The 25,253-nt window shown below is 58.2% G+C and carries 26 protein-coding genes and 1 pseudogene; 7 read left to right on the top strand and 20 right to left on the bottom strand.

From position 1 onward, the window contains the following. Window positions 1-5 precede the first annotated feature (5 nt). Together nusA and rimP are read right to left on the bottom strand one after the other, a co-directional pair. Window positions 6-1,640 carry a transcription termination factor NusA gene (nusA, locus tag ACW9UQ_RS03850; protein WP_458929677.1) on the bottom strand — a complete coding sequence of 545 codons (1,635 nt, stop codon included), beginning with the start codon at window positions 1,638-1,640 and terminating at the stop codon, window positions 6-8. Beyond that, window positions 1,637-2,206 (bottom strand): ribosome maturation factor RimP, encoded by a 570-nt coding sequence (rimP, locus tag ACW9UQ_RS03845; protein WP_458929676.1) that lies wholly within the window; start codon window positions 2,204-2,206, stop codon window positions 1,637-1,639. Before rimP ends, nusA begins: the two co-directional genes overlap by 4 nt. Window positions 2,207-2,427: 221 nt before the next feature. Here rimP and ACW9UQ_RS03840 point away from each other — a divergent pair, with 221 nt between their 5' ends. Further along, complete coding sequence (locus ACW9UQ_RS03840; RefSeq protein ID WP_458929675.1) at window positions 2,428-2,982, top strand: ActR/PrrA/RegA family redox response regulator transcription factor; 555 nt, start codon at window positions 2,428-2,430, stop codon at window positions 2,980-2,982. Between the two features lie 106 nt (window positions 2,983-3,088). Here the strand turns inward: ACW9UQ_RS03840 and ACW9UQ_RS03835 are convergent, their stop codons facing one another. The 6 genes from ACW9UQ_RS03835 to ACW9UQ_RS03810 form a co-directional block, all read right to left on the bottom strand. Next, the gene (locus tag ACW9UQ_RS03835; RefSeq protein WP_458929674.1) at window positions 3,089-3,373 is read right to left on the bottom strand and encodes a 4a-hydroxytetrahydrobiopterin dehydratase; all 285 of its coding nucleotides are present in this window, start codon (window positions 3,371-3,373) and stop codon (window positions 3,089-3,091) included. Beyond that, window positions 3,370-4,548 carry a GNAT family N-acetyltransferase gene (locus tag ACW9UQ_RS03830; protein ID WP_458929673.1) on the bottom strand — a complete coding sequence of 393 codons (1,179 nt, stop codon included), beginning with the start codon at window positions 4,546-4,548 and terminating at the stop codon, window positions 3,370-3,372. The genes ACW9UQ_RS03835 and ACW9UQ_RS03830 overlap by 4 nt, the downstream gene beginning before the upstream one ends. Before the next feature lie 154 nt (window positions 4,549-4,702). Further along, on the bottom strand, window positions 4,703-5,464 hold the full coding sequence (locus tag ACW9UQ_RS03825; protein ID WP_458929672.1) for a glycerophosphodiester phosphodiesterase family protein: 762 nt from the start codon (window positions 5,462-5,464) through the stop codon (window positions 4,703-4,705). Next, a complete protein-coding gene (locus ACW9UQ_RS03820) occupies window positions 5,457-5,921 on the bottom strand; it encodes a RidA family protein (RefSeq protein WP_458929671.1) in 465 nt (154 codons plus the stop codon). Before ACW9UQ_RS03820 ends, ACW9UQ_RS03825 begins: the two co-directional genes overlap by 8 nt. Before the next feature lie 49 nt (window positions 5,922-5,970). Then, window positions 5,971-7,272, bottom strand: a complete 1,302-nt coding sequence (locus tag ACW9UQ_RS03815; protein ID WP_458929670.1) for an HlyD family type I secretion periplasmic adaptor subunit — start codon at window positions 7,270-7,272, stop codon at window positions 5,971-5,973. Continuing rightward, a complete protein-coding gene (locus ACW9UQ_RS03810) occupies window positions 7,269-8,978 on the bottom strand; it encodes a type I secretion system permease/ATPase (protein WP_458929686.1) in 1,710 nt (569 codons plus the stop codon). Before ACW9UQ_RS03810 ends, ACW9UQ_RS03815 begins: the two co-directional genes overlap by 4 nt. A 202-nt stretch (window positions 8,979-9,180) precedes the next feature. Here ACW9UQ_RS03810 and ACW9UQ_RS03805 point away from each other — a divergent pair, with 202 nt between their 5' ends. Both ACW9UQ_RS03805 and ACW9UQ_RS03800 read left to right on the top strand, forming a co-directional pair. Next, a complete protein-coding gene (locus ACW9UQ_RS03805; protein ID WP_458929669.1) occupies window positions 9,181-9,921 on the top strand; it encodes an MlaA family lipoprotein in 741 nt (246 codons plus the stop codon). Then, window positions 9,911-10,525 (top strand): MlaC/ttg2D family ABC transporter substrate-binding protein, encoded by a 615-nt coding sequence (locus ACW9UQ_RS03800; protein WP_458929668.1) that lies wholly within the window; start codon window positions 9,911-9,913, stop codon window positions 10,523-10,525. The genes ACW9UQ_RS03805 and ACW9UQ_RS03800 overlap by 11 nt, the downstream gene beginning before the upstream one ends. A gap of 90 nt (window positions 10,526-10,615) precedes the next feature. Here ACW9UQ_RS03800 and ACW9UQ_RS03795 read toward each other — a convergent pair whose 3' ends face one another. Further along, window positions 10,616-12,637 (bottom strand): transglycosylase domain-containing protein, encoded by a 2,022-nt coding sequence (locus ACW9UQ_RS03795; protein WP_458929667.1) that lies wholly within the window; start codon window positions 12,635-12,637, stop codon window positions 10,616-10,618. A gap of 255 nt (window positions 12,638-12,892) precedes the next feature. Between ACW9UQ_RS03795 and ACW9UQ_RS03790 the strand changes: the two genes are divergently transcribed. Both ACW9UQ_RS03790 and ACW9UQ_RS03785 read left to right on the top strand, forming a co-directional pair. Further along, window positions 12,893-13,231, top strand: coding sequence for a P-II family nitrogen regulator (locus ACW9UQ_RS03790; RefSeq protein ID WP_458929666.1), 339 nt, complete (start codon window positions 12,893-12,895; stop codon window positions 13,229-13,231). Window positions 13,232-13,263: 32 nt separating this feature from the next. Further along, window positions 13,264-14,051, top strand: a pseudogene (locus ACW9UQ_RS03785) (ammonium transporter family protein); the annotation flags it as partial. Between the two features lie 222 nt (window positions 14,052-14,273). Here the strand turns inward: ACW9UQ_RS03785 and ACW9UQ_RS03780 are convergent. The 5 genes from ACW9UQ_RS03780 to recQ all read right to left on the bottom strand — a co-directional run bounded on the left by ACW9UQ_RS03780 (window position 14,274) and on the right by recQ (window position 20,017). After that, entirely contained in the window at window positions 14,274-15,194 is a 921-nt protein-coding gene (locus ACW9UQ_RS03780) for an ornithine cyclodeaminase family protein (protein WP_458929665.1), read from the bottom strand. Between the two features lie 2 nt (window positions 15,195-15,196). Beyond that, the gene (locus ACW9UQ_RS03775; protein WP_458929664.1) at window positions 15,197-16,375 is read right to left on the bottom strand and encodes an amino acid aminotransferase; all 1,179 of its coding nucleotides are present in this window, start codon (window positions 16,373-16,375) and stop codon (window positions 15,197-15,199) included. Window positions 16,376-16,379: 4 nt separating this feature from the next. Further along, a complete protein-coding gene (locus tag ACW9UQ_RS03770) occupies window positions 16,380-16,937 on the bottom strand; it encodes a GNAT family N-acetyltransferase (RefSeq protein WP_458929663.1) in 558 nt (185 codons plus the stop codon). Beyond that, window positions 16,934-17,785, bottom strand: a complete 852-nt coding sequence (sseA, locus tag ACW9UQ_RS03765; RefSeq protein ID WP_458929662.1) for a 3-mercaptopyruvate sulfurtransferase — start codon at window positions 17,783-17,785, stop codon at window positions 16,934-16,936. Before sseA ends, ACW9UQ_RS03770 begins: the two co-directional genes overlap by 4 nt. A 177-nt stretch (window positions 17,786-17,962) precedes the next feature. Further along, window positions 17,963-20,017 (bottom strand): DNA helicase RecQ, encoded by a 2,055-nt coding sequence (recQ, locus tag ACW9UQ_RS03760; RefSeq protein ID WP_458929661.1) that lies wholly within the window; start codon window positions 20,015-20,017, stop codon window positions 17,963-17,965. 62 nt (window positions 20,018-20,079) lie between these two features. On the opposite strand from recQ, the gene ACW9UQ_RS03755 reads away from it, so the two are divergent. After that, a complete protein-coding gene (locus tag ACW9UQ_RS03755; protein ID WP_458929660.1) occupies window positions 20,080-20,487 on the top strand; it encodes a GNAT family N-acetyltransferase in 408 nt (135 codons plus the stop codon). Here the strand turns inward: ACW9UQ_RS03755 and ACW9UQ_RS03750 are convergent. From ACW9UQ_RS03750 to rsmD, 4 genes are all read right to left on the bottom strand, one after another. Continuing rightward, window positions 20,474-21,712 (bottom strand): RNA polymerase sigma factor, encoded by a 1,239-nt coding sequence (locus ACW9UQ_RS03750; protein ID WP_458929659.1) that lies wholly within the window; start codon window positions 21,710-21,712, stop codon window positions 20,474-20,476. The two genes, ACW9UQ_RS03755 and ACW9UQ_RS03750, sit on opposite strands and share 14 nt — an antisense overlap. 4 nt (window positions 21,713-21,716) lie before the next feature. After that, the gene (locus ACW9UQ_RS03745) at window positions 21,717-22,076 is read right to left on the bottom strand and encodes a YciI family protein (RefSeq protein ID WP_458929658.1); all 360 of its coding nucleotides are present in this window, start codon (window positions 22,074-22,076) and stop codon (window positions 21,717-21,719) included. A 28-nt stretch (window positions 22,077-22,104) separates the two neighbouring features. Beyond that, on the bottom strand, window positions 22,105-22,494 hold the full coding sequence (locus ACW9UQ_RS03740; protein WP_458929657.1) for an MAPEG family protein: 390 nt from the start codon (window positions 22,492-22,494) through the stop codon (window positions 22,105-22,107). Between the two features lie 114 nt (window positions 22,495-22,608). Continuing rightward, a complete protein-coding gene (rsmD, locus tag ACW9UQ_RS03735) occupies window positions 22,609-23,163 on the bottom strand; it encodes a 16S rRNA (guanine(966)-N(2))-methyltransferase RsmD (RefSeq protein WP_458929656.1) in 555 nt (184 codons plus the stop codon). A gap of 95 nt (window positions 23,164-23,258) precedes the next feature. Between rsmD and ACW9UQ_RS03730 the strand changes: the two genes are divergently transcribed. Continuing rightward, complete coding sequence (locus ACW9UQ_RS03730) at window positions 23,259-23,747, top strand: redoxin family protein (RefSeq protein WP_458929655.1); 489 nt, start codon at window positions 23,259-23,261, stop codon at window positions 23,745-23,747. Here the strand turns inward: ACW9UQ_RS03730 and rimK are convergent. Next, on the bottom strand, window positions 23,744-24,649 hold the full coding sequence (gene rimK, locus ACW9UQ_RS03725; RefSeq protein WP_458929654.1) for a 30S ribosomal protein S6--L-glutamate ligase: 906 nt from the start codon (window positions 24,647-24,649) through the stop codon (window positions 23,744-23,746). The two genes, ACW9UQ_RS03730 and rimK, sit on opposite strands and share 4 nt — an antisense overlap. Beyond that, window positions 24,646-25,083 carry an ATP-dependent zinc protease family protein gene (locus ACW9UQ_RS03720; protein ID WP_458929653.1) on the bottom strand — a complete coding sequence of 146 codons (438 nt, stop codon included), beginning with the start codon at window positions 25,081-25,083 and terminating at the stop codon, window positions 24,646-24,648. The genes rimK and ACW9UQ_RS03720 overlap by 4 nt, the downstream gene beginning before the upstream one ends. Window positions 25,084-25,253 lie beyond the last annotated feature (170 nt).

Here is a 25,253-nt window from a genome sequence, read left to right as displayed (position 1 = left end):
AAGGATCAGACCGCGTCGGTCTGTTCGCTGGCCTCACCCTCGGTTTCTTCGGTGTCATCGCCTTCTTCGGCATTCTGGGCGTCCAGTTCCTCTTGTGTGATCCAGCCCAGTTGCAGGCGTGCTGTCATGACCAGATGCTGGGCTTCGGCCAGACCCATGTCGAATTTCTCCAGCAGGCCTTCGTCGCGCACGCGCTTGCCGTCGATCGTTGTGTAACCGCCGGCCAGTTCCCAATCCGCGCAGCGGGCGAACTCTTCCAGGTTGGTTACGCCATCTTCGGCCAGTGTTTCGATCATCTGCGGCGTCAGGCCATCGAAATCGAACAAGCTGTCTTCAACCCCCAATTCGCAGGCTTTCTCGATTGCTTTGGCGTTGATCTCTTCCAGACAATCGCGGGCGCGCGCCTGCAGTTCCTGTGCGGTATCTTCATCAAAACCGTCGATGGACAGCAGTTCGTCCATCTCGACATAGGCAACCTCTTCCAAGGTCACGAAGCCTTCGGACACCAGAAGTTGCGCCACCATCTCGTCCACATCAAGCGTGTCCATGAATAGTTTGGAGCGTTCTGCGAATTCCTGCTGACGACGATCAGATTCCTCAGCCTCGGTCATGATGTCGATATCCAGACCGGTCAGCTGGCTGGCCAGACGCACGTTCTGACCGCGCCGACCGATGGCCAGCGAGAGTTGCTCGTCCGGGACGACAACCTCAACCCGCTCTGCCTCGTCATCAAAGACAACCTTGGCCACTTCGGCGGGTTGCAGCGCGTTCACAAGGAAGGTGGCCTGATCTTCATTCCATGGAATGATGTCGATTTTCTCACCCTGAAGCTCATTGACCACGGCCTGAACACGGCTGCCGCGCATACCAACACAGGCTCCGACCGGATCAATAGAGTTGTCAAAAGAGATGACACCGATTTTGGCGCGGCTGCCTGGATCGCGGGCAACGGCCTTGATCTCGATAATGCCATCATAGATTTCCGGCACTTCCATCTTGAACAGTTCGGCCATGAATTCCGGAACGGTGCGCGACAGGAAGATTTGCGGGCCGCGGGTTTCTTCGCGGACATCACGCACATAGGCACGAATGCGGTCACCGGTGCGATATGCCTCACGGTTGATCAGCTGATCGCGGCGCAGAACGGCCTCACCGCGGCCGACATCAACAATGACGTTGCCGTATTCCACACGTTTGACCAGACCGTTGATGATCTCGCCCACGCGATCCTTGAATTCTTCGTACTGACGGGCACGCTCAGCCTCACGCACGCGCTGCATGATGACCTGCTTGGCGGATTGGGCGGCGATCCGGCCCATTTCCAGCGGCGGCAGTTCATCGGTAATCTCGTCACCCACCTGCGGGTCATCAGCAAACCGTTTGGCGTCTTCGGCTGTCAGTTCGGTGAACGTGTTCTCAACCTCTTCGACAACGGTACGAACCCGCGTCATGGTTAGATCACCAGTCTTGGGGTCGATCGAGGCGCGAATGTCATATTCCGCGCCATAGCGGGACCGCGCGGCCTTGGCATAGCTTTCTTCCATGGCTTCGATGACCAAAGCCGGGTCGATCATTTTCTCGCGCGCCACAGCGTCGGCGATCTGCAACAGCTCCAACCGGTTGGCGGATGTTACGCTCATACCGAATCCTCCTGCGTATCGGTGATTTCTTCTATTTCATCAAATTTGGCCGGATCGAACCCTTCGCTTGCACGCAGGGTTGCCGCCATCAACTCATCTGTCAGAACCAGCTTAGCATCAGTCAGCCAGTCAAATTGTAGGCCGACCACGCCCTCGCTGATTTCGATCAGCACTTCGCCATCCTCAACACCGCGCAAAACCCCTTTAAAGTTCTTGCGGCCCGAGATCAGCTGTTCGGTTTGCAGTTTGGCCTGATACCCTTCCCATGCTGCGAAATCCTTTAGCCGGGTCAAGGGGCGGTCAATCCCGGGCGAGGACACCTCAAGGCTGTATTCGCCCTCAATCGGGTCCTCAACATCCAGAACCGCGCTCACAACGCGGCTGATCTCGGCGCAATCGTCCACCTCGAACTTGCCTTCGGTGCGGTCTGCCATGATCTGCAAGGTTGGTCTTTTGCCGCCCATAAACCGCAGGCGCACCAGCTCATAGCCCAGGCCTTCAATCGTCGGCGTGACGATTGAGGCAAGGCGTCGGTCCATCGGTGCTTTTGCAATCAGGTCGGTCATTGGTCTGCAAGGGGCCTTTCAGGCACAAAAAAACGGGCCAGCGGCCCGCATCATCGTTCCGGTGGGTCCCGGGTAAGGACCCCGGTACGCCGCTGTTACAGCGCATATAGGCCCGCAAGCCCGGCTGATCAAGTGCTTTTCGACATTTCCGGAAAAGGGACTACATTGACCAATGGAAGCTGGCGAACTAGACCCAGCATAAAGCACAAGAAAAACTGCATATGGCTGATCCTGAACTACAAGAAATCGGCGCGGACAATTCGCTTCTGCTGCTGGATGACGATGAACCATTCCTGCGCCGCCTGTCGCACGCAATGAAAAAGCGTGGTTTTGCCCCGATTGAGGCCAAAACGGTTGCCGAGGGTAAACAGATCGCCGCCTCAAACCCGCCCGCCTATGCCGTGGTTGATCTGCGGCTTGAGGATGGCAATGGCCTGGATGTGGTCGAAGGGTTGCGGGAAAAACGACCCGATAGCCGGATTGTCGTGCTGACTGGTTACGGTGCCATTGCGACGGCCGTTGCTGCGGTCAAGATCGGTGCGACCGACTATATGGCCAAACCGGCAGATGCGAATGACGTCACAGTCGCGCTTTTGACGCCCGAAGACCAGAAACCGCCACCGCCGGTCAATCCAATGTCTGCTGACCGCGTGCGCTGGGAACATATTCAGCGTGTCTATGAATTGTGCGACCGCAACGTGTCAGAAACCGCGCGGCGCTTGAACATGCACCGGCGGACTTTGCAGCGCATATTGGCAAAGCGGTCCCCGCACTGAAGCCTATAGCGTCTCGCGAAATACCTGAGACATCAGGCATCATTGGGCGCGTTGAAATCTATGATTTCAGGCAGCGTTAGATGAGTCAGGTTTCTCGCATGACGCTCTAAAGGTATTTATGGGCCAGCCGGTCCATTTCCGCCGCCAAATCTATATCAAGAGCAGTCAATCCACCTGCTGAATGTGTGCTTAACCCGACCTCGACAGAGCTATAGTTGTTCGACCAGTCAGGGTGGTGATCCAGTTTCTCGGCAACCAGCGCGCAGGCGGTCATCCAGGCAAAGGCGTCGCGGAAATTTATGAACTTATAGCTGCGGTGGATGGATTTGCCGTCTGCAGCCAGGGTCCATCCTTCTGGTGCTTGCGGGTCTTCAATCAATCTAGGGTTCATTCCTGATCCTCGCATTTTCTGAATGGCCCATAGTCGGTCAGGACCTCTATTTCCTCATCTACCGCTTGCCGCTCTGCCTCAAGATATTTTTTGACGGCGCTGGAAAAATTCGGATCGGCCAGCCAGTGCAGAGAATAGGTTGGCATGGGCAGGTAGCCCCGCGCCAGCTTGTGGTCTCCCTGCGCACCGGCCTCCACGCGTTTCAAGCCATGACGGATCGCGTAGTCGATAGCCCGGTAATAACAGAGCTCGAAATGCAGGCAGGAATGATCCTCGATACAGCCCCAGTATCGGCCATAAAGCGTTTCGGCCCCGATGAAATTCAGCGCCCCGGCGATGGGCTGGCCATCGCGCAGAGCCAGAACCAACAGAATGTCATCGCGCAGCGTTTCCTGCGCCAGATCAAAAAACTGCCGCGTCAGATAGGGGCGGCCCCATTTGCGATTCCCGGTGTCCTGATAGAACATCCAAAACGCATCCCAATGCTCCGGGCGCAGATCATCGCCGGTCAGTTCGATGATCTGGCCGCCAAAGTCCTGCGCTATGCGCCGTTCCCTGCGGATGGTCTTGCGCTTGCGCGAGGACAGCGTGGCAAGAAAGTCGTCAAAGTTGGCATAGGATTGGTTGACCCAGTGAAACTGCTGCGTCTGGCGCTGCAAAAGCCCAAGCTTACCGCCAGCCTGATACTCATCTTCGGTGCAAAAGGTGACATGCCAGGATGACAGGCCATTCTGCGCCGCCAGCCGGACGGCCCCTTCCATGAGGACCGGAACGCCGGTGTCATGCCATCCGTCCCGCGTTAGAAACCGTCGCCCTGTCGCAGGCGTAAAAGGTGCAGCGGTTTGCAGCTTGGGATAATAAGAGCCGCCGGCATTCTCATAGGCATGTGCCCAGTTGTGATCGAAAATGAACTCACCCTGGCTGTGGCCTTTGGCGTAAAGCGGCATGGCTGCGACCACCTCGCCCTCGTGCTTGGCCACAAGATGCCGGGGCTGCCAGCCCGCCGCCGCACTGACAGAGCCGCTTTCTTCCAATGCGCTCAAGAATCGATGCGTTGTAAAAGGATCGATCGGTCGGGCAGCACCTGCCGGATTGGCGCAGCGATCCCAATCCTCGGCGTCAATCTGGATCATTCCCTTCAGAACGCTGATTTCGAATTGGGGGCTACCGTCCATCATTCCCATCCGCTTATAGCGTCTCGCGAAATACCTGAGGAATAACGCATCATCGGACACGTTGAAATCTCTGATTTCAGGCAGCGTTAGATGAGCAAGGTTTTTCGAATGACGCTTAGTCCGTCTTTCTTAGATGGCGGTCCGTTGGGCGAAGTCAATGCGCCGGGGCATAGCCCTCAAAGGTGATGTTGTCCGCGATGGTACGCGCAGCGGTTTCTTCGGCTTTGCTGCATATGGTCCAGGACAAAAGCGGCACGCCGCAGGTTTTTAGGGCCTGTACTGCGTGTGATGTCAGATGGCGGTGGTCATGGCTGATAAAGCAGCAATTCAGCCGGTCCAAATCAGGGATACCAGCCAGTTCCGCGCGGCGCTGGGCGGGGATCAGGCCCCAGCTTTCGGCATCGAAGGCACAGGTCGTAAGGCCAACGGGAACATCTGGTGCGTAACGGCTGAATGCGTCTATCGAATGGGGGTTAAATGACATGACAGCAACACCACCGACATAGTCCTTGAGTGCATTTGCGACCGCTTGTTCCAGTGGCCCGACCGCTGACCCCAGTGCGCCATCCTGATCCTTGATCTCGATCAGCAGCGGAACCTGACCGGCAACCAGTTGCAGCACCTCCGTCAGGGTTGGAATCGTGTCGCGGCTGCCGGATAGAATGGTATTTTGTAGCGCCTCGGTCGTCCTTTGCACCACGGGCCCTGACTGCCCGGTCAACCGAGCCAGATCATAGTCATGAAACACCATGGCATCGCCATCAGCAGAGCGTTGGATGTCGCACTCAATCCCATAGCCCGCATCAATCGCGGCCCGAAAGGCAGAGGCGGAGTTTTCGATAATGCCCGCCGCCTGATCATGAAATCCGCGATGCGCCAAAGGTGTGGTCAGGAAGGCATCAGGCAGATCAGGCAATCTGGAACACTCCCTCAATTTCCACCTGCACGCCAAAGGGTAGGGAGCTGGCACCAACTGCGGCCCGCGCATGGCGGCCCTTTTCGCCAAAAACCTCTCCAAAAAGATTCGAGGCACCATTGATGACCTTGGGGTGATCGGCAAAATCCGGTGCGGCGTTGACAAAGCCGGTCAGCTTGACCACCCGCACCACCCGGTCGAGATCGCCACCGCAGGCCTCGCGCAGTTGTGCAATCAGGGCCAATGCACTGGCAGCAGCGGCTTTGGTGGCGGTATCCATGCTGACTTCTGTTCCGACCTTGCCGGTCATCAGCCCATCGGGACCCTGGCTGATCTGGCCCGAGATATAAACCAGGTCCCCGACGATCACATAGGGCACATAGTTTGCCGCAGGTGCCGGGGCTTCTGGCAATACAAAACCCAACTCTGCAAGACGCGCATCAATTTGTCCGGTCATCTTTCCCTCCATGACAAGCATGTAGGGTGGGTTTAAACCCACCCTACCCTCAGCTTTCGCGAAACGCTCGGTTAAAGTAATCCGCCAGAGGTTTCACCAGATAGGCCAGTGGTGTGCGGTCACCGGTCTGGATATAGGCCTCGACCGGCATGCCCGGGATCAGGGTCAACCCCTCCAGCTTGTCCAACTCGCCCTCATTGGGGATCACTTCTGCCTCGTAGAACGTCACCCCCGTCTTTTCATCGACAATCGCATCTGCTGAGACACGAACAACAGTCCCGGTCAGCTCTGGCGTGGTCCGCTGATCGAAAGAGGAAAACCTCAGGATTGCTTCCTGACCGATGCTGACCTGATCGACATGAATCGTCTCGATCCGCGAAGAAATCACCAGCGGGATATCTTGCGGCACCACAAACATCAGCACATCTGCAGGCCGGATCACTGCACCCACAGTGTTGATCTGACGGCCGTAGATTACACCTGCTACGGGTGCGCGAACCTCCAGCCGGGACAGTGTTTCCTGAGCCGAAAGCCGCTTCTCCCGCAGTTCGATCTCGCGATATTGCAGATCGCGTAGCTGGGTGATCGCTTCCTCGCGCAGGCCGGTTCTCAATTTCAGGATTTCGATCTCAATCTCGGAAACCTGACCGCGCAACCGGGCGACATCGGCAATCAACCCCCCAACCTGCCCATTCAACCGGGACTTTTCCCGTTCCAGTGACAAAACGCGGGCCATCTGGGTCAGGCCCTTCTCCAGAAGGGTGCGTTGATCGGCCAGTTCCTGATCGATAAAGCCCAGCTGCTCCTGCAAAGCTGCCAGCTGTGCTTCGGCGCCTTCGATCTGTTTGCCGACCTGAATTTTTTTCTCTGCCAACTGCTCGCTTTCGCGAGCCATGGACTCGCGCCGCGCGGCAAACAGGTTGGCCTGCCCGGCCATAAGACTTTCAATTTCAGGGTAGTTTACCTTCTCGGCCTTCAGGTCTTCGCCGAAATCTACCTCATCCGCGCCGTCACGTTCGGCCTTCAGACGGGCAGAGCGGGCCAGAATCTCGAACAGCTGACCTTCGATAATTGCCAGTTCCGAGCGCAGCAGTTTGTCATCCAGCCGCAGCAGCAGGTCACCGGAGGCGACGTGATCACCATCCTGCACCAGAATTTCGCCAACCGTGCCGCCTTGCGCATGCTGCACCGCCTGCCGATTGCCCTCAACCATGATCTGGCCGGGCGCGATGATCGCCCCTGCAATATGTGCCAGTGCTGACCATGTTCCAATGCCGAAGATCAGGATCAGAAGCGTCACAAACCCAATCCACAGGGGCTGTCCGGCGCGATAGCGACGGGGCGTGCTCATGAGGTTGTTCCCGGTTTTTTATCGCGACCGATTGTGCCAGCGACCTGATTGTAGTTTTTCAATTGCTCGCGTAGCACCTCATCGCGTGGACCAAAGGCTTTGCGTATCCCGTCTTCCATCACCAAGATCAGATCACATTCGGTGATGCCAGCTGGGCGATGGGCCATGATGATCACCGACTTGCCGCGCTCTTTCATTGAACGAATAGCGGAATTCAGTGCATTGGATCCAATATTGTCGAGGTTTGAGTTCGGCTCATCCAGGATCAGAATTGCAGGATCGCCATACATCGCGCGCGCCAGACCCAGGCGCTGCTTTTGCCCGCCGGATAAGCGCCCGCCTGAAACCAGCATCGTGTCATACCCGTCAGGCAGTTCCAGGATCATCTCATGCGCGCCGGCTTTCTTGGCGGCTTCGACGACCATCTCAGAGTCTGGATTTGGCGATAGTCGGGCAATGTTCTCTGCCACCGTTGCGTTAAACAGCGCGACATCCTGCGGCAGGTACCCGATATAAAGGCCCAGTTGCTCAGGTTCGTACTGGTCCAGCGTTGCTCCGTCCAAACGGACCTTGCCCGATGCGGATGGCCATATATTGGTCAATGCACGGGCCAGCGTTGACTTACCTGACCCCGACGGACCGATCACACCCAAAGCTTGACCAGGTTCCAGACGAAAGGACAGTGCGCGCAATGTTGCCACCTGTTCCCCGGGCGGAACGACCGTGACTTGCTGGCATTCCAGGATGGCGCGTGGTTCGGGTAGCTGCGTGATCTCTGCCCGCTCTGGCGTTGTGGACAACAGCACTTTCAGAGAGGCCCAACCCTGGCGGGCCCGTTGATATACAGCCCAGCCGCCGATGGCTTGATCAATTGGTGCCAGCGCCCGGCCCATCAGAATGGAGCCTGCAATCATCGCACCTGCCTGCAGTTCATTCTGCAGTACGAGATAAGCACCCAGCGCCAGCATGGCGGATTGAAGGAAGAAGCGAAACGTCTTGGACAGCGTGGCAAAGACGCCGGTTTTGTCTGCAGCGGTGACGCTGGCCGCAAGGGCCGCATCGCGCCGCTGTTGCCAGCGACCCAGAACAGCGTCGCGCATACCAAGCCCTTGTACCAGCTCGGCCTGTTCCCGAACATTCTCGGAGAAAGCTTCGCTTTGCGCCTGTGCGATCTGCGCCTCTTTCTGTGGCTTTGCGGTCAGCATCTGGTTCAGAATTGTGATCACAATCAGAAAGGCACCACCGCACACAGCCAGCCAGCCCATCATCGGATGAAGTACGAAAATCACGCCAAAGAAAATTGGTGTCCATGGGATATCAAATATGGCAAACATCACAGGGGCAGATGTAAAACGCTGGATCGCCTCCAGATCACGCAATCCGGTGGCTGGCCGGCTGCGCTCTGCTGGGATGACGGCACGGCGCATTTGAATGTCGAAGACCCGCGGATCAAGGGTCGCTTGAAACTGCGCGCCGATCCGGGCGGCCACACGGCCCCTTGCATAGTCCAGCAGGCCCATAATCCCGTAAAGGCCTGCAACCAGCATAAACAGGGCAACCAGCGTTGCCTCGGAACGGCTGGACAGAACGCGGTCATAGACCTGCAACATGAAAAGCGGACCGGTCAGCATCAGAAGATTGACGAAAACCGAGAACAATCCGATCGATAAGAACAGCCCCCGCCCTTTGCCAAGTGCTTGGGACATATCGTTTTTTGCGGCCATCTCGGCCTCTCGTGCGCTGATTCTTGCCATAAATCGGGTGCTTTCGTCTTTAGTGACGCCGACTTAGACCATAATGCCGTTAATGTCACACTTTGTGACGAATGATGTAGCCAGCTTCACATTTGGTTGTCGACATCTGGAAAGCGGATCGCCACATGATATATCGCGCCAGGAGAGGGTTCACATGCGAAAAACCATAGGCTCAGCAAAAGCGATGATTGCAGCGTGCGCGCTGCTTCTGGCCGCGTGCACTGATACGGGTGGCACTGGAGAAGCGGCATCCGATCCATATGAGGCACAGAACCGTGCGGTGCATGCGTTTAACAAGACGATGGACAAAAACCTGCTGCGTCCGGCCTCAAAGGCCTATGCAACGGTGGCGCCGCGCCCTGCGCGGGTCGGGGTCAGCAATGGGGTGTCGAACCTGAACCAGCCGGTACAGTTCGTAAATCACGTGTTGCAGGGCGATGTTGATGACGCGGCGCGGACTTTCCTGCGCTTTGCTGTGAACACCGTTTTCGGTTTTGGCGGATTGCTGGATGTTGCTGGCGATGCAGGCCTGGCTGATGAGCCGACCGATTTCGGCGAGACGCTTGCCGTTTGGGGCGTGCGTGAAGGTGCCTACATCGAATTGCCTATTCTGGGCCCAAGTTCGGAACGTGATCTGGCGGGGAGTGTTGTAGATTTCGCAATGAACCCTGTAAGACACGTGATCGACACACCTGAAAGTTACTATGTCACGGGCGCCAAGGCGCTGGACGTTCTGCACAAACGGCAGGAACTGTCTGGCATCATTGACGCGCTGCTTTACGAGTCCGCAGACAGCTACGCCGCAGCGCGTATTGCTTACCTGCAGAACAAGGCACGGTCGGTTGGCGATGACACGGTGACCGAGGAAGATCTGGAGGATCCTTATGACTTCTGAAAAAAACCTCTCCCGGCGCGGCACGCTCGCGCTTTTTGGTGGCGCTGCGATGCTGCCTCTTCTACCTGTTCAGGGTCTGGCGCTGTCATCCGGCGAAGCCAGCTCCATGGTGCAGAAAGTGGTCGGCGAGATCATGGCGCAGGTAAATTCTCGTAAGTCCGAGGCGGCAGTTTTGGCGGAGTTCAAAAAGATATTCCTGCGCTATGCAGATGTGCCGGTGATCGCCCGGGCCGTTCTGGGCAACCCTTGGCGCAGTGCATCGAAATCGCAGAAATCGGCATTTGTTTCCGCGTTTCAGGACTATCTTGGCAACAAATACGGCCGTCGTTTCCATAGCTACAAAGGATCGAAGGTCAGTGTGACCGGTGCCGATGATCAGGGCAGCAAGGGCGTGATCGTTCGCTCTAAGGTCAACGCGCCGGGCAAATCACCCTTTTCGGTGGATTGGCACCTGTCGGATCGCAGCGGCGCTAACAAGATCATCAACATCTATATCGAAGGTGTTTCGATGCTGTCGCAGGAACGTTCTGAGGTGCGGGCGATGCTGCAGTCCAGCCGGAACAATATTGATGGCCTGATCGCAGAGCTGCGCCGCCGGAGCTGAGACAGGTTTTAACGGACTGATGTTAAGATTAAAGCCGCGCCCTGACAGGGCGCGGCTTTTTGGTGTGGTCAGACGCGCGAAAAGCCTAGCTCAATTCGAGTTGCGAATATTGTTCTGAACGTTTTTCATGATCTCGTCCAACACAGGATCATTTGCCGGAACTTCGACGGCCAGGGATCTGGGTACAATCATCGGCAGCGGCTTTTCGGGTAAACCTTCATGCACGCGGAGCATGGTCTGTTTCCAGATTTCCGCAGGCAGACCGCCACCAGTGACGCCCTTCATGCGGGTATTATTGTCATAGCCCATCCAGACTCCGGTGACGTAGTCTCCGGTAAAGCCGATAAACCAGGCGTCGCGTAAACCGTTGGTCGTTCCCGTCTTGCCCGCAGCCTGCCGGTTGCCCAGGCTGGCGCGGGTGCCGGTGCCGGATTGAACCACCTGATTCATCATATAAACCAGATAACCGGCGGCCTCTTCGCTGATCACCCGGAAGGCCGGTTCGCGATCCGTGCCCATCAACTGGGTGTTTTCACCCTTTAGTCTGATCTCTCGCAAACCATAGGGTTTTGACCGTCGTCCGCCATTCAATATCCCGGCATAAGCACCCGTCAGTTCCAAAAGCGTCATCTCAGAGACGCCCAAGGCCAGCGACGGACCTTTGACTATAGGGGAGGTAATGCCAAAATCTTCGGCAATATTTCGCACCAGATTCCGGCCCGCGCGTTCGGAAACCTTAACGGCAACGGTGTTGATAGACTTCTTGAAGGCCTCCGTCAGGGTTACCTCGCCCCTGAACCTTCTGTCATAGTTCTCCGGTTTCCAGTCCTTTGATCCCTCCACTTCCAAAGTGATTGGCGCATCATAGAACGTATCCGTCGGCGTCATCCCGGTTTCCAGGCCTGCCGCATAAACGATGGTTTTGAAGGCCGAGCCGGGTTGGCGAAGGGCCTGCGTGGCGCGGTTGAACTGGCCTGCAACAGCTTTGGCTTGCGGACGCCCGCCAACCATTGCCCTTACCGCGCCATCAGGTGACATGATCACGACGGCAGCCTGCACACCCGAACCCTCGCCCAGTTCGTTCTCAAACACCTGCTTCAGCGCATCCTCTGCAGCCTTTTGCAGGCGTGGGTCAAAGGTGGTTTCGATCAGGACATCTTCGGAGGTGGATTGTGTCAGGAAGCTGGGTCCGGCCTCCATCATCCAATCCGCAAAATAGCCACCAGCACGGGCCTGTGCAGCAGGGGACAGCTTGGCGGGGTTGGTGCGGGCGATATCTGCCTCAACCCGCGTCAGAAAGCCCTGATCCTGCATCAGATCAATCACCACATTGGCCCGGTCCTGCGCCCGCTGAATATTCGTTGTTGGCGCATAGCGAGAGGGTGCGCGCAACAGCCCGGCCAGCATCGCGGCCTCTGCCGGATCGACATCGCGGGCGGATTTGCCGAAATAGCGTTGCGAGGCGGCTTCGAACCCTTGGGCACCAGCCCCCAGATAGGTCCGGTTCAGATAGATCGAAAGGATGTCTTCCTTGGAGTATTTTAGCTCCATCGCCAAGACGACGGGGATCTGCTTGATATGGCGTTCCAGACTGCGGGTGTTGGAAAAGAACAGCAGTTTGGCCACCTGCTGCGTCAGGGTCGATCCGCCCTGAACAACACGCCCCGCCTTGTAATTGGTGACGATGGCGCGGGCGATACCGCGTGGGTCAAGGCCGATATGGCGATAAAACCGCTTGTCTTCGGTCGCGATCACCGCGTTGACCAGATGGCGTGAGGCGGTCTCAGTTCGCGTGATCTGATATTGCTCTCCGCGCCAGGCGAAGGTGTTGTCGTTGCGATCCAGCAGCGTGACCGAGCCGCGTTCACGCCCATCCAGCAATTCCGCCACCGGGGGCAGCGTGGAATAATAATAAAGCGTCGTGCTGCCGACCACCAAGCCAACAACGATGCCGACCCGCAGTCCAACCCACCAGATAATCCAGAACAGCCCACCGAACACGCGGCGCAAGCCACGCTCCATCAAGCCAGGTTGCTTCGTCTTGCGCCGTGCAGGCGCGCGACGTTTGGCCGGTGCCTTGCGGCGCGGTTTACGATTACCTGTGCGTGCCATTTTGGCCTGTTTTTTGTCTGCTTCTGCGAGGCGACCATACAGACAAAGCGAAGGGTTGTGGAGAGGAAAGACACGATTCAATATTGCCTAATTTTTAGGCTATAAAAATTTTTTGTGCTAATTATAGGCGCTTTTGGGTAAAATTAAACTAACTGCAGTCCCGAAAATCTGGTCTTGGCAGCGATCCCTCTCTTTTCATGACACCTACCGACCGCCTGTTGCGGCCCGGCGGGTCGCCACAAAGGAGAGACATTCATGAAACTGGTCATCGCCGCGATCAAACCTTTCAAGCTGAAGGAGGTCCGCGAAGCGCTGACCGCCATCGGCGTGCAGGGTCTGATGGCAACGGACGTGAAGGGCTATGGCCGCCAGACCGGCCATACAGAGATATATCGCGGGGCAGAATATGTCGTGAATTTCGTGCCCAAGGTGCGGCTGAAAATGGTTGTACCGGACAGTCTGGCCCCGCAAGCCGTCGAAGCAATCTCGGAAAGCGCCAAGACCGGCAAGATCGGTGATGGAAAGGTCTTTGTCCTGCCGGTCGAAGAGGCATTGCGTGTTCACACCGGGGAAACCGGCGAAGCCGCGTTGTGAGGATCAATCAAGTGATGAAATCGGAAAAGAACATGCTCAGTTTGAAACGAATTACCGGCCTTGGCGCGATAACCTTACTGCTGGCCGCCCCGGCGATGGCCCAGGAGGCCGAAGCACCGCCGGAAATGACGATGGAGGATGTCTCTTACATCTTCAATACGCTGCTGTTTCTGATCGGCGGCGTTCTGGTGATGTGGATGGCGGCGGGCTTTGCCATGCTTGAGGCCGGTCTGGTGCGGTCCAAGAATGTGACGATCCAGCTGACCAAGAACGTCGCCCTGTTTGCCTTGGCGGCGCCGATGTTCATGCTGGTCGGCTATAACCTGATGTATCCGGGCAGCGGCGGCTGGATGATTGACGGGGTCATCGGCTCCCTTGGGCTGAAGACCATCAAGGATGGGGCAGATGTAGCTGACGGATATTCTGCCGGGTCGGACTTCTTCTTTCAGTTGATGTTTTGCGCAACCACGGCCTCCATCGTGTCCGGAACGCTGGCCGAGCGGATTAAACTGTGGCCGTTCCTGATCTTTACGGTTGTGCTGACAGGCATCATCTATCCGATCGAAGCGTCCTGGGAATGGGGCGAAGGCTGGCTTGACCGTATGGATTTCTCGGACTTTGCCGGATCGACGCTGGTGCATGCCGCTGGTAGTGCTGCTGCCTTGGCTGGGGCCATTTTGCTGGGACCGCGCAAAGGAAAATATGTCAACGGCAGGTTGTGCCGATCCTGGGATCGAGCATGCCGCTGGCGACACTTGGGACCTTTATCCTGTGGATGGGGTGGTTCGGGTTCAACGGCGGCTCGCAACTTGCGATGGGCATCTGCGTCAGCGAAGAGGATGAGGTCACAGGTCTGGACATGGCGGAACTTGGTATGGAGGCCTATCCAGAGTTCCGGAACTAAGCCTCAGGGAGGCTGGCCCGGGCAGGTTCCGGGCTGGACCAAGAGCCGCCTGCCAAGCCCTATTGGCAGGCGGTTTCTTTTGTCCGGGCTTATGAAGCCCATCTGAATTGGCTATTCTGGATGCCAGCGCGGCGAAGCCTAGCCTGCTTGCCATGCCTTAAGAATTGCTTTTGCGGTCATCAAATCCAGATGCGCCCCGCCGCCATTCTTGAACAGAGTGATATCGTCCGGCGATTTGCGGCCTGAGGCCCCTTTCGCCAGATCGTAAAAGTCGGCCAGAACATCCTCGCGGCGGATCACACCGGCATCAAGGGGGATTTTCAGCTCGCCGATATCTTCCAGTGTGGTTTCAAAGCAATCCACAAAGATGCGGGCGCGCCGCAAGGCGTCATCATCGGCTTCGCGCATGTCTGGCTTGAAGGCCCCGATCAGGTCCAGATGCTGGCCCGGGCGCAGCCATTTTCCCAGAACCACAGGGTCAGAGGACATCGTCGCGACTGTGATGATGTCTGCAGCACCCACCGCAGTTTCCAGATCACTGACAGGGACAGCGTTCAGGCTTTTGGCCACATCCGCTGCCTTTGCCGGGGTCCGGTTCCAGATGGAGATTTCGCAATCCGGCCAAAGCGCCCGGTACCCTTCGGCCATCGTGCACCCAATCGTGCCGGTGCCCACGATAAGCACTTTCGCTGCATCCGGGCGAGCCAGCAGCTTTGCGCCCAGCAGGCTGTCAGCGGCAGTTTTCCAGCGCGTGACCAGTGCGCCGTCGATCACGGCCTGCACCGTGCCGGTGGCATCTTCGAACAAAGTCAAAGCACCCTGCACCGAAGGCAGACCCAGCGACGCATTGTCGGGCATCACGCTGACCGTCTTGACCGCCATGCCCTGACCGGCAATCCAGGCGCAGCGCGACAACAGGCTGTTGCCGTCGCGGCGCAACAACTGGTCGCGCAACAGCGGCTTGGCCGCTTTATGTCCCTGCTCCAGGGCTGCGACCATCTCCGGCCAGGTCAGCCGGTTTTCAACGGCCTCGGTGCTGATGAAAGGAATATCCGTCATCCTCAGGCCTGAGCGATTGCCTTGGCCAGCGCATCCAGACCGTCATCGGGCAACCCGGCGACGTTCAGGCGGCTGTCCCCGACCATGTAGATGCCGTTCTCATTGCGCAGCTTCAGCACCTGCTCGGGCGTCAGCCCAAGACGAGAGAACATGCCGCGATGGCGGCGGAAAAACTCGAACCGGTCAGAGTTTGTCTCGCGCTTCAACGCATCGGCCAGACCATCGCGCAGCGCCAGCATCCGGGTACGCATCTCTTCCAGTTCGGCCTGCCAGTCGGCGCGCAACTCTGGGTCTTTCAGAATGATCTCAACCACCTTGGCACCATGATCCGGCGGGAACGAGAAATTCAGCCGGTTCAGCGAGGCCAGCGCCCCCTTGGCCAGCGCCTGCGCGTCCGTATCCGGGGCAATGGCAAAGGCCACGCCAACGCGGTCACGATAGAGGCCGAAATTCTTGGAACAACTGGCGGCAATCAGCACCTGCGGCAGGGTAGAGGCCAGCAACCGGGTCGGCGCTGCGTCTTCGTCCAGCCCTTCGCCAAAGCCCTGATACGCAATGTCGATCAGCGCTGTTGCCTCTTTGGCTTTCAGAACCTCGGCCACCTGTTGCCACTGATCCAGGGTCAGGTTGGCACCTGTGGGGTTGTGACAGCAGCCATGCAGGATCACCAGATCATCCTTGGCCACACCCTGCAGGTCAGCAAGCATGGCGTCGAAATCCACTTCGCAGGTGGCTTCATCCAGATAGCGATAGGTGCCTGTGGACAGACCAACGTATTTCACGATGGCCGGATGGTTGGGCCATGTGGGGTCAGAATACCAGACGCGCGCCTCTGGGTTGGCCAGTTTGGTCAGTTCCAGAAGTTGCCGGATCGCACCGGTGCCGCCGGGGGTTTGCGCCCCGGCGATGCGCGCGGGGTCAACAGCGTCGCCCAGAATCAGATCACGCATCGCATCGACATAGCCCAGATCGCCTAGCAAACCGACATAGGACTTGCTGTCCTGCGATTGCAGCAGGCGGGCCTCTGCAGCCTTGACGGCGCGCATCACCGGGGTCTTGCCCTCGCTGTCCTTGTAGACACCGACGCCAAGATCAACCTTATCCGTCCGTGGGTCCTCCCGGTACAGGCCCATCAGTTCGACGATTTTGTCGGCAGGTTGCGGTGTCAGGCGGTTTAGCATGGCCTCAGGCTCCGTTGGCCGGGCGCGGGCTGGTCAGCACGCGTTTCCGGGTTTCTTGTCTGACCGGGACAAACCCGGCCTTTTGGTACATCTGCAACGCGCGCGGATGATCCAGCGTGCAGGTGTTAATGGTCATCTTGTCCGGGTTTCGATCCCAGCCCAGATGAATTGCGGTGTGCAGCAGGTATCTGCCCAGCCCCTGGCCAATTGCGTCGGGCACCAGTCCGAAATAGGCCAGATCGCAAATGCCCTTGTCCCGGCCATCCAGCAGGAAGAATCCGGCAGGCCAGCCATCCCGCATCAGCGTGTAAAGGGTCACGTCGGGATGGGCCAGGCGTGCGGCGTGCTCTTCGTCGGGCACGGCCAGCATATCGGTCCATTCATATTCGGCCCCGACCGCACGATAGAGGCTCAGGAAATACCAGACCGGCGGATGCCCCGCCTGGATCAGCGCCGAAGGCGGACCGGGCGGCATTGACGGACGATCAAAAGACGGGCGTGCGTCCATCTCCAGCCAGGTGGTGGTGAAGTCAATCTCTGATCCTGCGGGCAGCATGGTCATCCGGTCTCTACCTTCAGATCACCATACATGCCCCATTCCGCCCAGGACCCGTCATAAAGCGCGTGTTGACGGTGGCCGGTCTGTTCCAGCGCCAGCGACAGGACGGCGGCAGTGATGCCCGACCCGCAGGAGGTGATTGCGGGTTTCGATAGATCAACGCCAGCGGCTTCAAAAATGGCGCGCAGATCATCCACCGGTTTCATCGTACCGTTCTTGGCCAGAAGATCCGTGAACGCGACATTTTTTGAGCCCGGAATACGCCCGCGTCGCAACCCTTCGCGCGGTTCCTCAACCTCGCCGCGGAACCGTGCGGCGGAACGGGCGTCAATAATCTGGTAATCGCCCAGCTTGGTGGCCGAGGCGACCTCGGTCACATCTTTGACCAGACTGGCGTCACGATGCGCGGTGAAATGGCGGTCGCGCAGCACGGGGGCCATATCCTCCAGCGGCCGCCCCTCGGCCTTCCATTTTGGAAGGCCACCATCCAGCACGGCAACGTCGCGCTTGCCAAAATGCCGGAACAACCACCAGACGCGCGGGGCTGACATGATCCCGGCCCCGTCATAGACAATCACCCGGTGCCCATCGCCGATGCCCATCGCCCGCATGCGCGAGATAAACTTCTCAACCGGCGGTGCCATATGCGGCAGGGTAGAGTTGGTGTCCGAAATCTCATCAATATCAAAGAACCGCGCGCCGGGGATATGGGCCGCATCATACTCGGCCTTCGCATTGCGGTTCATCTGCGGCAAATACCAACTGGCATCCAGCACCCGGACATCCGGGGCACCCAGATGCGCCTCCAGCCAGTCGGTCGAAACCAGAATTTGCGGGTCTTCCTGAGCCATCGGTATGCTCCCACGCCGTCGCCATTCAGGACACTGGCATAGACCTGGCGCGCGGGGGGTTCAAGGGATAGCTGGGGTTTGGTTGCTCAGAATGGCGTATCTTGTCCTGTCGCAGCACCGCGGCCTTCGGATTTGTTCTAAGGCCTGGCTTCGAGTGTGGGCATCGAAGGCTTGGCCCTAATCCACCGTCTCTTGCAGGACATTCAGAAACGCCTCCGCAAAGCGGGCTGCCTTTTGTGGGCCCATGCCGGGGATCTGCTCGATCTCTGCAGGGGTAGTGGGGCGGTCGGTGGCGATGCGGGCGAGGGTGGTTTTGTTGCAGCTCAGGAAAGGGGCGAGGCCGTTTTCGCCGCGCACCAAACGCGCTTGCGCTTCCTCCAGCCGGTCATAAAGCGTGCCTTCGGCGCGGCCGGTCAGTTTGCGGCGAGCCGGGTGTTGTGGGGCCGGAGCCTCGTTGGTGATGATCTCAAGAAAGGTGGCCCCGTATCGCTCCAGCTTTTTGTCACCGATGCCAGAGATGCCGCGCATCTGATCCAGCGTTTGTGGGCGGTGGGTGGCCAGTTCGATCAGCGTGCGGTCCGGGAAGATCACATAGGCCGGGACCTTTTGCTGTTCGGCCAGCGCACGGCGGCGGGATTTCAAGGCGGCGAGCAGGGGTTCATCCTCTTCCCCGACCATGGCAGGGGCAGCGGGCCGTCCCATTGTGGCGGCTTTTGTCACCACATCCTTGCGCAGGGTCAGTTCCACCTCTCCCCGCAGCAGGGGCCGGGCGTTTTCTGTCAGGCGCAACCCGCCATGGCGTTCAGGGTCGGGACGCAGCAGATCGAGGCCCATCAACTGGCGTATGATTGCCTGCCATTCGCCTTTGGAATATTCCTGACCGACGCCAAAGGTGGGCAACTGATCATGGCTGCGCTGCTTGACTTTGTCCGTATGCGTGCCGCGCAGAATGTCGATCAGATGCCCCGCACCAAACCATTCTCCGGTGCGCAGCGCGGCAGAGAACACCTTTTGTGCAGCCTCGCGTGCGTCAAAGGTTTCCGGCGCATTTTCACAGATATCGCAATTGCCGCAGGGCGGCGGGTCAGCCTCCCCGAAATAGCGCAGCAAAGGGGTGCGGCGGCAGACCGGGCTTTCGGCCAGACCCAAAAGGGCGTTCAGCCGCGCATGATCGGCCTGTTTGCGTTCGACAGGGGCCAACCCCTCGTCAATCTGGGCGCGGCGCAGGCGGATGTCATCGGCACCATAAAGCGTCAGCGTATCGGCAGGGTCGCCATCGCGGCCGGCACGTCCGATTTCCTGATAATATGCCTCGATGGATTTGGGCAAATCAGCGTGCAGGACATAGCGGATATCCGGTTTATCCACACCCATGCCAAAGGCGATGGTGGCACAAACGATCAACCCATCCTCTTGCTGGAAGCGGGTTTCGGCCAGACGGCGGGCGTCTGGCTCCATCCCGGCGTGATATGCCAGTGCGGAATGCCCCTCAGCGATCAGTGCATTGGCCAGTGTTTCTGTCCGTGCGCGCGAGGCGCAATAGACGATCCCTGATTGGCCGCGATGGGCCTCGGCAAAGGCCAAAAGCTGACGGCGCGGGTTGTTCTTTGGTTGAAAGGCAAGCTTCAGATTTGGCCGGTCAAAGCCGCGCAGAAAGGTTTGAGGCGGGGCCGGAAACAGCCGGGCGATGATTTCCTGCTGCGTTTCGGGGTCAGCCGTCGCGGTAAAGGCCGAGATCTGACAGTTCAGACGCTGGCGCAGCTTGCCAATTTCAAGGTAATCGGGCCGGAAGTCATGCCCCCATTGACTGACACAATGCGCCTCGTCCACAGCGATCATGGTGATATTGGCCCGGGCCAGCATCCGCGCTGTACCCTCGCGGCCCAACCGCTCCGGCGCCATATACAAGAGCCTGAGCCGCCCCTGCTGCAACCGGTCGAAAATGGCATCGGTTTCTTCCGCCGTATTGGCCGAGGTCAGCGCCCCGGCCTCTACACCGGCTTCGGTCAGGGCCCGCACCTGATCCCGCATCAATGCGATCAGCGGGGACACGACCAGAGTTACCCCCTCCCGACAAAGCGCGGGCAGTTGAAAACACAGCGATTTGCCGCCGCCGGTCGGCATGATCGCCAGCACGTCCTGCCCGTCCATCACGGCATCGACAATCTCTTCCTGCCCGGGGCGGAAGCTGTCAAAGCCGAAAACATGGGAAAGGGTTTCTGTTGGCGTCATGACAAGTCTGTTAACTCAAGGCAGGATCAGACGCCAGAAGATCGGTCATAAGGAAATCTACGATGGTTGAGATTATCAAAGTGACAACGGATAACGCGCATCTTCTGTCCAATATTGCCGAAGATGTCTTTGATGACCCCATCGATCAGGATCGCCTGGCGGACTATCTGAAAGCGCCCAATCAGGTCATGTTTGTTGCCCTCGCAGATAATCTGGTCGTTGCACAAGCGCGCGGTATTCTGACCCATCATCCTGATCAGGCCCCCGATCTATGTCTGGAAAACCTTGGCACCAGCCCTGCGTGGCAGCGGCAGGGTATCGCGACATGGCTTTTGAACGCCGTTAAGGATTGGGGAGCGAACCTTGGCTACGGTGCCTTTTGGGTCGCGACCGAGGCTGACAACGATGAGGGAATTGCCTTTTATCGTGCGCTGGGCTTGAACGAGACCAAGGTGGTTATGTTTGACTAACCTCGATCATTTTCAGTCGCTTTTCCAGCAATGCACGGTTCGCAGCATTCGGTGCACTCGCAATGGCTTGTTGATAGGCCGCTGCGGCTTCGGTCTGGCGGCCCAGCCGGGCCAGCGCGCTGGCCCTTGCGGCAAACCAGGGCTGAAAGTCCTGTAATTCCTTGCCAAGGGTGTTGATCCTGGCAAGCGCAGTTTCCGCATGGCCTGTTTCAAGCAGCACGACAGCCCAGTTCAGCGCAACAACGGCTGTTGGTTCGTGATGCCAAAGAGATTGATAGAGAAAGGACATCTGCCGCCAGTCCGGTTCCGGCTGCGCCATATGGCAATCGGCGATTGCGGCCTTGATTTGATAGGGGCCGGGCTGGTGCCGTGCGACCGCGGTTTCCAGCAGATCGCGCGCGCTTTGCAGCAGGGTCTGATCCCAAGTTACCGGGTCTTGTTCCTCTATCGGTACGGTTGCGCCATCGGGGCCAATCCGGGCAGCCCGCCGGGCCTCGGTCAGTTGCAGCAGGGCCAGCAACCCCTCAATCTCGGGGTCATCCGGGCGCAGATGTTGCAGCAGACTGGCCAAAAACAGCGCCTCCTGACACAGATCCCGGGGACCGCTGTCATCGGTCACATAGCCTGTGGTGAAGATCAGATACACCGTTGACAGAACCGTGCCCAGCCGGTCGCCCCATTGCTCTGTCTCAGGGATCGAAAACCCGATGCCCTTGGCCTTGATCTTGGATTTCGCCCGCGACAATCGCTGGCCCATCGTTGGTTCGTTATCCAGAAACGCATCCGCAATTTCTCGCGTTGTCAGATTGCAGACGCTGCGCAGGGTCAGGGCGACGCGGGATTTTTCCTCAAGCGCGGGGTGGCAACAGGCAAAGATCAGGCGCAGGCGCTCATCCGCGATCTCTTCGGTGTCATCTTCCTGCGCCTCCGGTGACTGCAAAGGCGCAAAATCGTTTAGTTTTCGCGCGTTGCGGCTGCCGGAGCGCAAACGATCAATGCCCTTGTTCAATGCCACTTTCATCAGCCAACCGGTCGGCGAATGCGGCACACCGGACCGTCCCCAATGACCCAGGGCAGAGACCATCGCCTCCTGCAGGGCATCTTCGGCGATCTGAAAGTCGCCCAGCCGGGCAATCAGCCCGGCCAGCAGCCGCCCCCTATCGCGGCGCATCACCGTATCAACGGTCTTGCCAACCGCAATCGCACTGGGGGCGGCACCGGTCATTGCATCAACCGGCCGGGTTATAGTCCATCAGCGGACGCACCTCGATCGTTCCGTATTTCGCTGACGGGATCAGAGCGGCATATTTCAGGGCCGCATCCAGGTCCGGCACATCAACGACATAGTAGCCACCAAGATGTTCGCGCGTTTCGGCAAAGGGGCCGTCCATGGTTTCGACCTTGCCGGATGTGATCCGCAGCGAGGTCGCTGTTTCAATCCCTTTCAGCCCTTCGCCATCGCACAGAACGCCGTCCGCCTTCATCTGTTCGTTGGCGGCAAAGAAACCGGCCATCATTTCGTCGAACTGAGGCGTGCCATAGGCCGGTTCACGGGTGGGATCATTGTAGATCAGCAGCATATATTTCATGTCGTGGATTCCTTTGTTTTAGGGAAGATCAGAGACCGAGGATGTTGATCCCAAGGCACACCATGGCATTAATGGAGGCAAGGATATTAGTGCCGTTGCCAACATAGCGCAGCGGGTGCCCGGCATTGTCCGCCTTAAGGCCGAACGGATGCGCAATGCGGCCCAGCAAAAGCAGACCACCGGAAATATGCAGATACATCGCCGGTGCGCCCATGCCTTCGGCAAGGATCATCAGGATCAGCACAAAACTGCACCATTCCGCGCAATTTCCATGCTGCCGGATACGCAGGGTCAGTTCTGGATTGCCGCCATCACCAATAGAGATACCGTTCGAGGATCGGGCCGCGCTGACGCGGAACCACAGGATCAGATAGATTGCAGCGACGGCAAGTGCGTAGATAGGGGTAACAGTAAACACCGGAAAGCTCCTTCTTTGTTGCGGTGGTTATACCCCAAGGACGTCAGCCGACCGCTGTTTTCGACATGGGCAAAAATTTTTTTGAAAGTTTTTTGCGGCTGCAGTCTCAAGCCATCATCTGGTAAGCACTGATATCGTTGTATCGCCATAGCTTCGCTGGTCTTGCAGGTGCAGCCAATCGGGCGGCGAGACCTCTGCCCCTTCTTCCCAGACCACAAGTGCGTTGTCGGCGATCCAGCCGCCATCTTGGGCAGAGGTCAGCGCACGTTCGCCCAGCACTTTGCCATAAGGCGGGTCCAGAAAGATCAGGTCATAAGGGGCGGCTCTGTTCACGCCCAGCCGGGTTGCATCGCGGCGATACAGCTTTGTCTGCCCGATCACCCGTAGCCGGTCGATATTGCTGCGGATCAGGGCGCGGGCCTTCGTGCCTTCGTCGACGAAGAGCACCCGTTCCGCCCCACGGCTTAGCGCCTCAAGGCCCAGTGCACCTGTGCCTGCAAACAGATCCAGCACCCGCGCGCCCTTTATGGGTGGGTAATCTCCGTGCGTCAGCAGGTTAAACAGGCTTTCCCGCACCCGGTCAGAGGTCGGGCGCAGCCGTGCGGCTTCGTCGCCAGCGCCGACCGAAGCCAGTGCCGTTCCCTTATATGTCCCGCCAATAATCCGCATACCCGTCCTCACAAAATCCACCGCGCCCCCTGTCAAAGCGCAGCCGCACCCTATATCGAGGAAAGAAGAGATCACAACACGAGGTGGAGGACATCATGGTTATCGCAGTTGGCGACACACTTCCTGATACGACGGTTTATCGTTTCGGTGCAGAGGGTCCGGAAGCCCTGCAATTGTCCAGCGTTCTGGGCAGCCCGCGTACGGTCATCTTTGGCCTGCCGGGTGCCTTTACCGGCACCTGCGATGCGCAGCATCTACCCAGTTTTATCCGCACAAAGGATGCGTTCGCGGAAAAGGGTGTTACCTCGATCTGCTGCATCTCGGTCAATGACCCATTCGTCATGCATGCCTGGGGCGAACGCTCTGGCGCCAATGCCGCCGGGATTCACATGCTGGGCGATGCGGCCAGCGAATTTACCCGCGCGATTGATATGGAGTTCTCGGCACCGCAGGTTGGCCTTCTGCATCGCACCAAGCGTTTTTCGATGGCTGTTGAAGGCAACAAGGTCATCCACCTGAACATCGAAGACAATCCCGGCATGTGCGATCTGACTGCGGGCGAGTCGCTGTTGGCTGCGCTTTAACCCTTCCCGCGCGTCCGGTTTCCATGCGGGCGCGCGACCTTCTCTAGATATGCGATGACGCGTCCGGCTACATCTGTTTGCGTTGCGCGTTCCACGCCCTCCAGCCCGGGTGAGGAGTTCACTTCCATCACCGCCGGGCCATCGGTGGCGCGCAGCATATCAACACCACAGAAATTCAGCCCCATGACCTTGGCTGCCTTCACGGCAGTGGCGCGCTCTTTCGGGGTGATCTTCACCGGTTCGGCAGAACCGCCCTGATGCAGGTTCGAGCGAAAATCATCTTCCGCCCCTTTGCGTTTCATAGAGGCGACCACCCTGTCGCCAATGACAATACAACGGATATCCTCTCCGTTCGCTTCCTTAACGAAGCTTTGCACAATGAACTGAGCGTTTAGCGCCGAAAACGCCTGAATGATGCTTTCCGCCGTTTTCTTGCTTTCACCCAGAACGACACCCTTTCCTTGCGTGCCTTCCAGCAGTTTGATGATCGCGGGCGCGCCGCCGATGATATCCAGCAGTGCGGATGGATCAGAGGACCGGTGCGCAAATACAGTCGCAGGCATCCCGACACTTCGGCGCGACAGCAATTGCAGAGAGCGCAATTTGTCCCGTGACCGCGAGATGGCAACGCTTTCATTCAGGGCATAGACCCCCATCATCTCGAACTGCCGCAGAACTGCGGTCCCAAAATGCGTGACCGAAGCACCGATCCGCGGGATGACCGCATCGAAACCGGTCAGCCGTTCACCCTCGTAGATCAGGGCGGGACGGTCCGAGGCGATGTCGATATAGCATCGCATGTGATTGATGATCTGAATGTCGTGGCCGCGGCTTTCTGCCGCCTCCACCAGACGGCGGTGCGAGTAGAGCTCCGCGTTGCGGCACATCAGAGCGATTCTCATGGCTGCGGCCTCTTTCCGATCAGATAGGATTTCTCGGGTTGGACCAGGACACGGCCCGACAATGCCTCACGTCCAATCAGCATATCATACTGCATGTCAGATCGGTCGGTAAGCGTGACCTCAATTGGCCAGCAATGTGGGCCAATCTGCAGGTCCAGCTTGATAACGGGCCGCTGTTCCATTCCGCCATTTGAGCTTCGGATGTCGCGAATTGCGCAAACCGGGAAAAGTGGTGCCGGAACCCAGCCTTTCCGGCCGCGTGTTTGGAACTGGGCCAATTGGCCCTCGTCATCCTCGATGATCTGCAGATCATGCGCATGCAGTGCTGACGTCTTTGCCCCTGTATCAACCTTGGCCCGGAAGGCCCGGCCTTTGGTCTGGGGCAGCTGAACCCATTCACGCCACCCGACAATGATACGATCCTGATTCTGCATTGTGATCCGCAAAGAATGTTTCGCTAAGCCTGTTCAATCAGGGATCAAACACCAAGGCTACCAACAAAACGACAGAAAAAGACTTATCACCAGAAGATTCTCCTTCATGCTTCGAAACGCGTCGCTGCTGAACCGCAGGTCTTGGGCAGAACAGCGCAGTGAAGGCTTTT

It is taken from the genome of Halovulum sp. GXIMD14793, from assembly GCF_054457435.1.
This window is presented reverse-complemented; position numbering and strand designations above follow the sequence as displayed.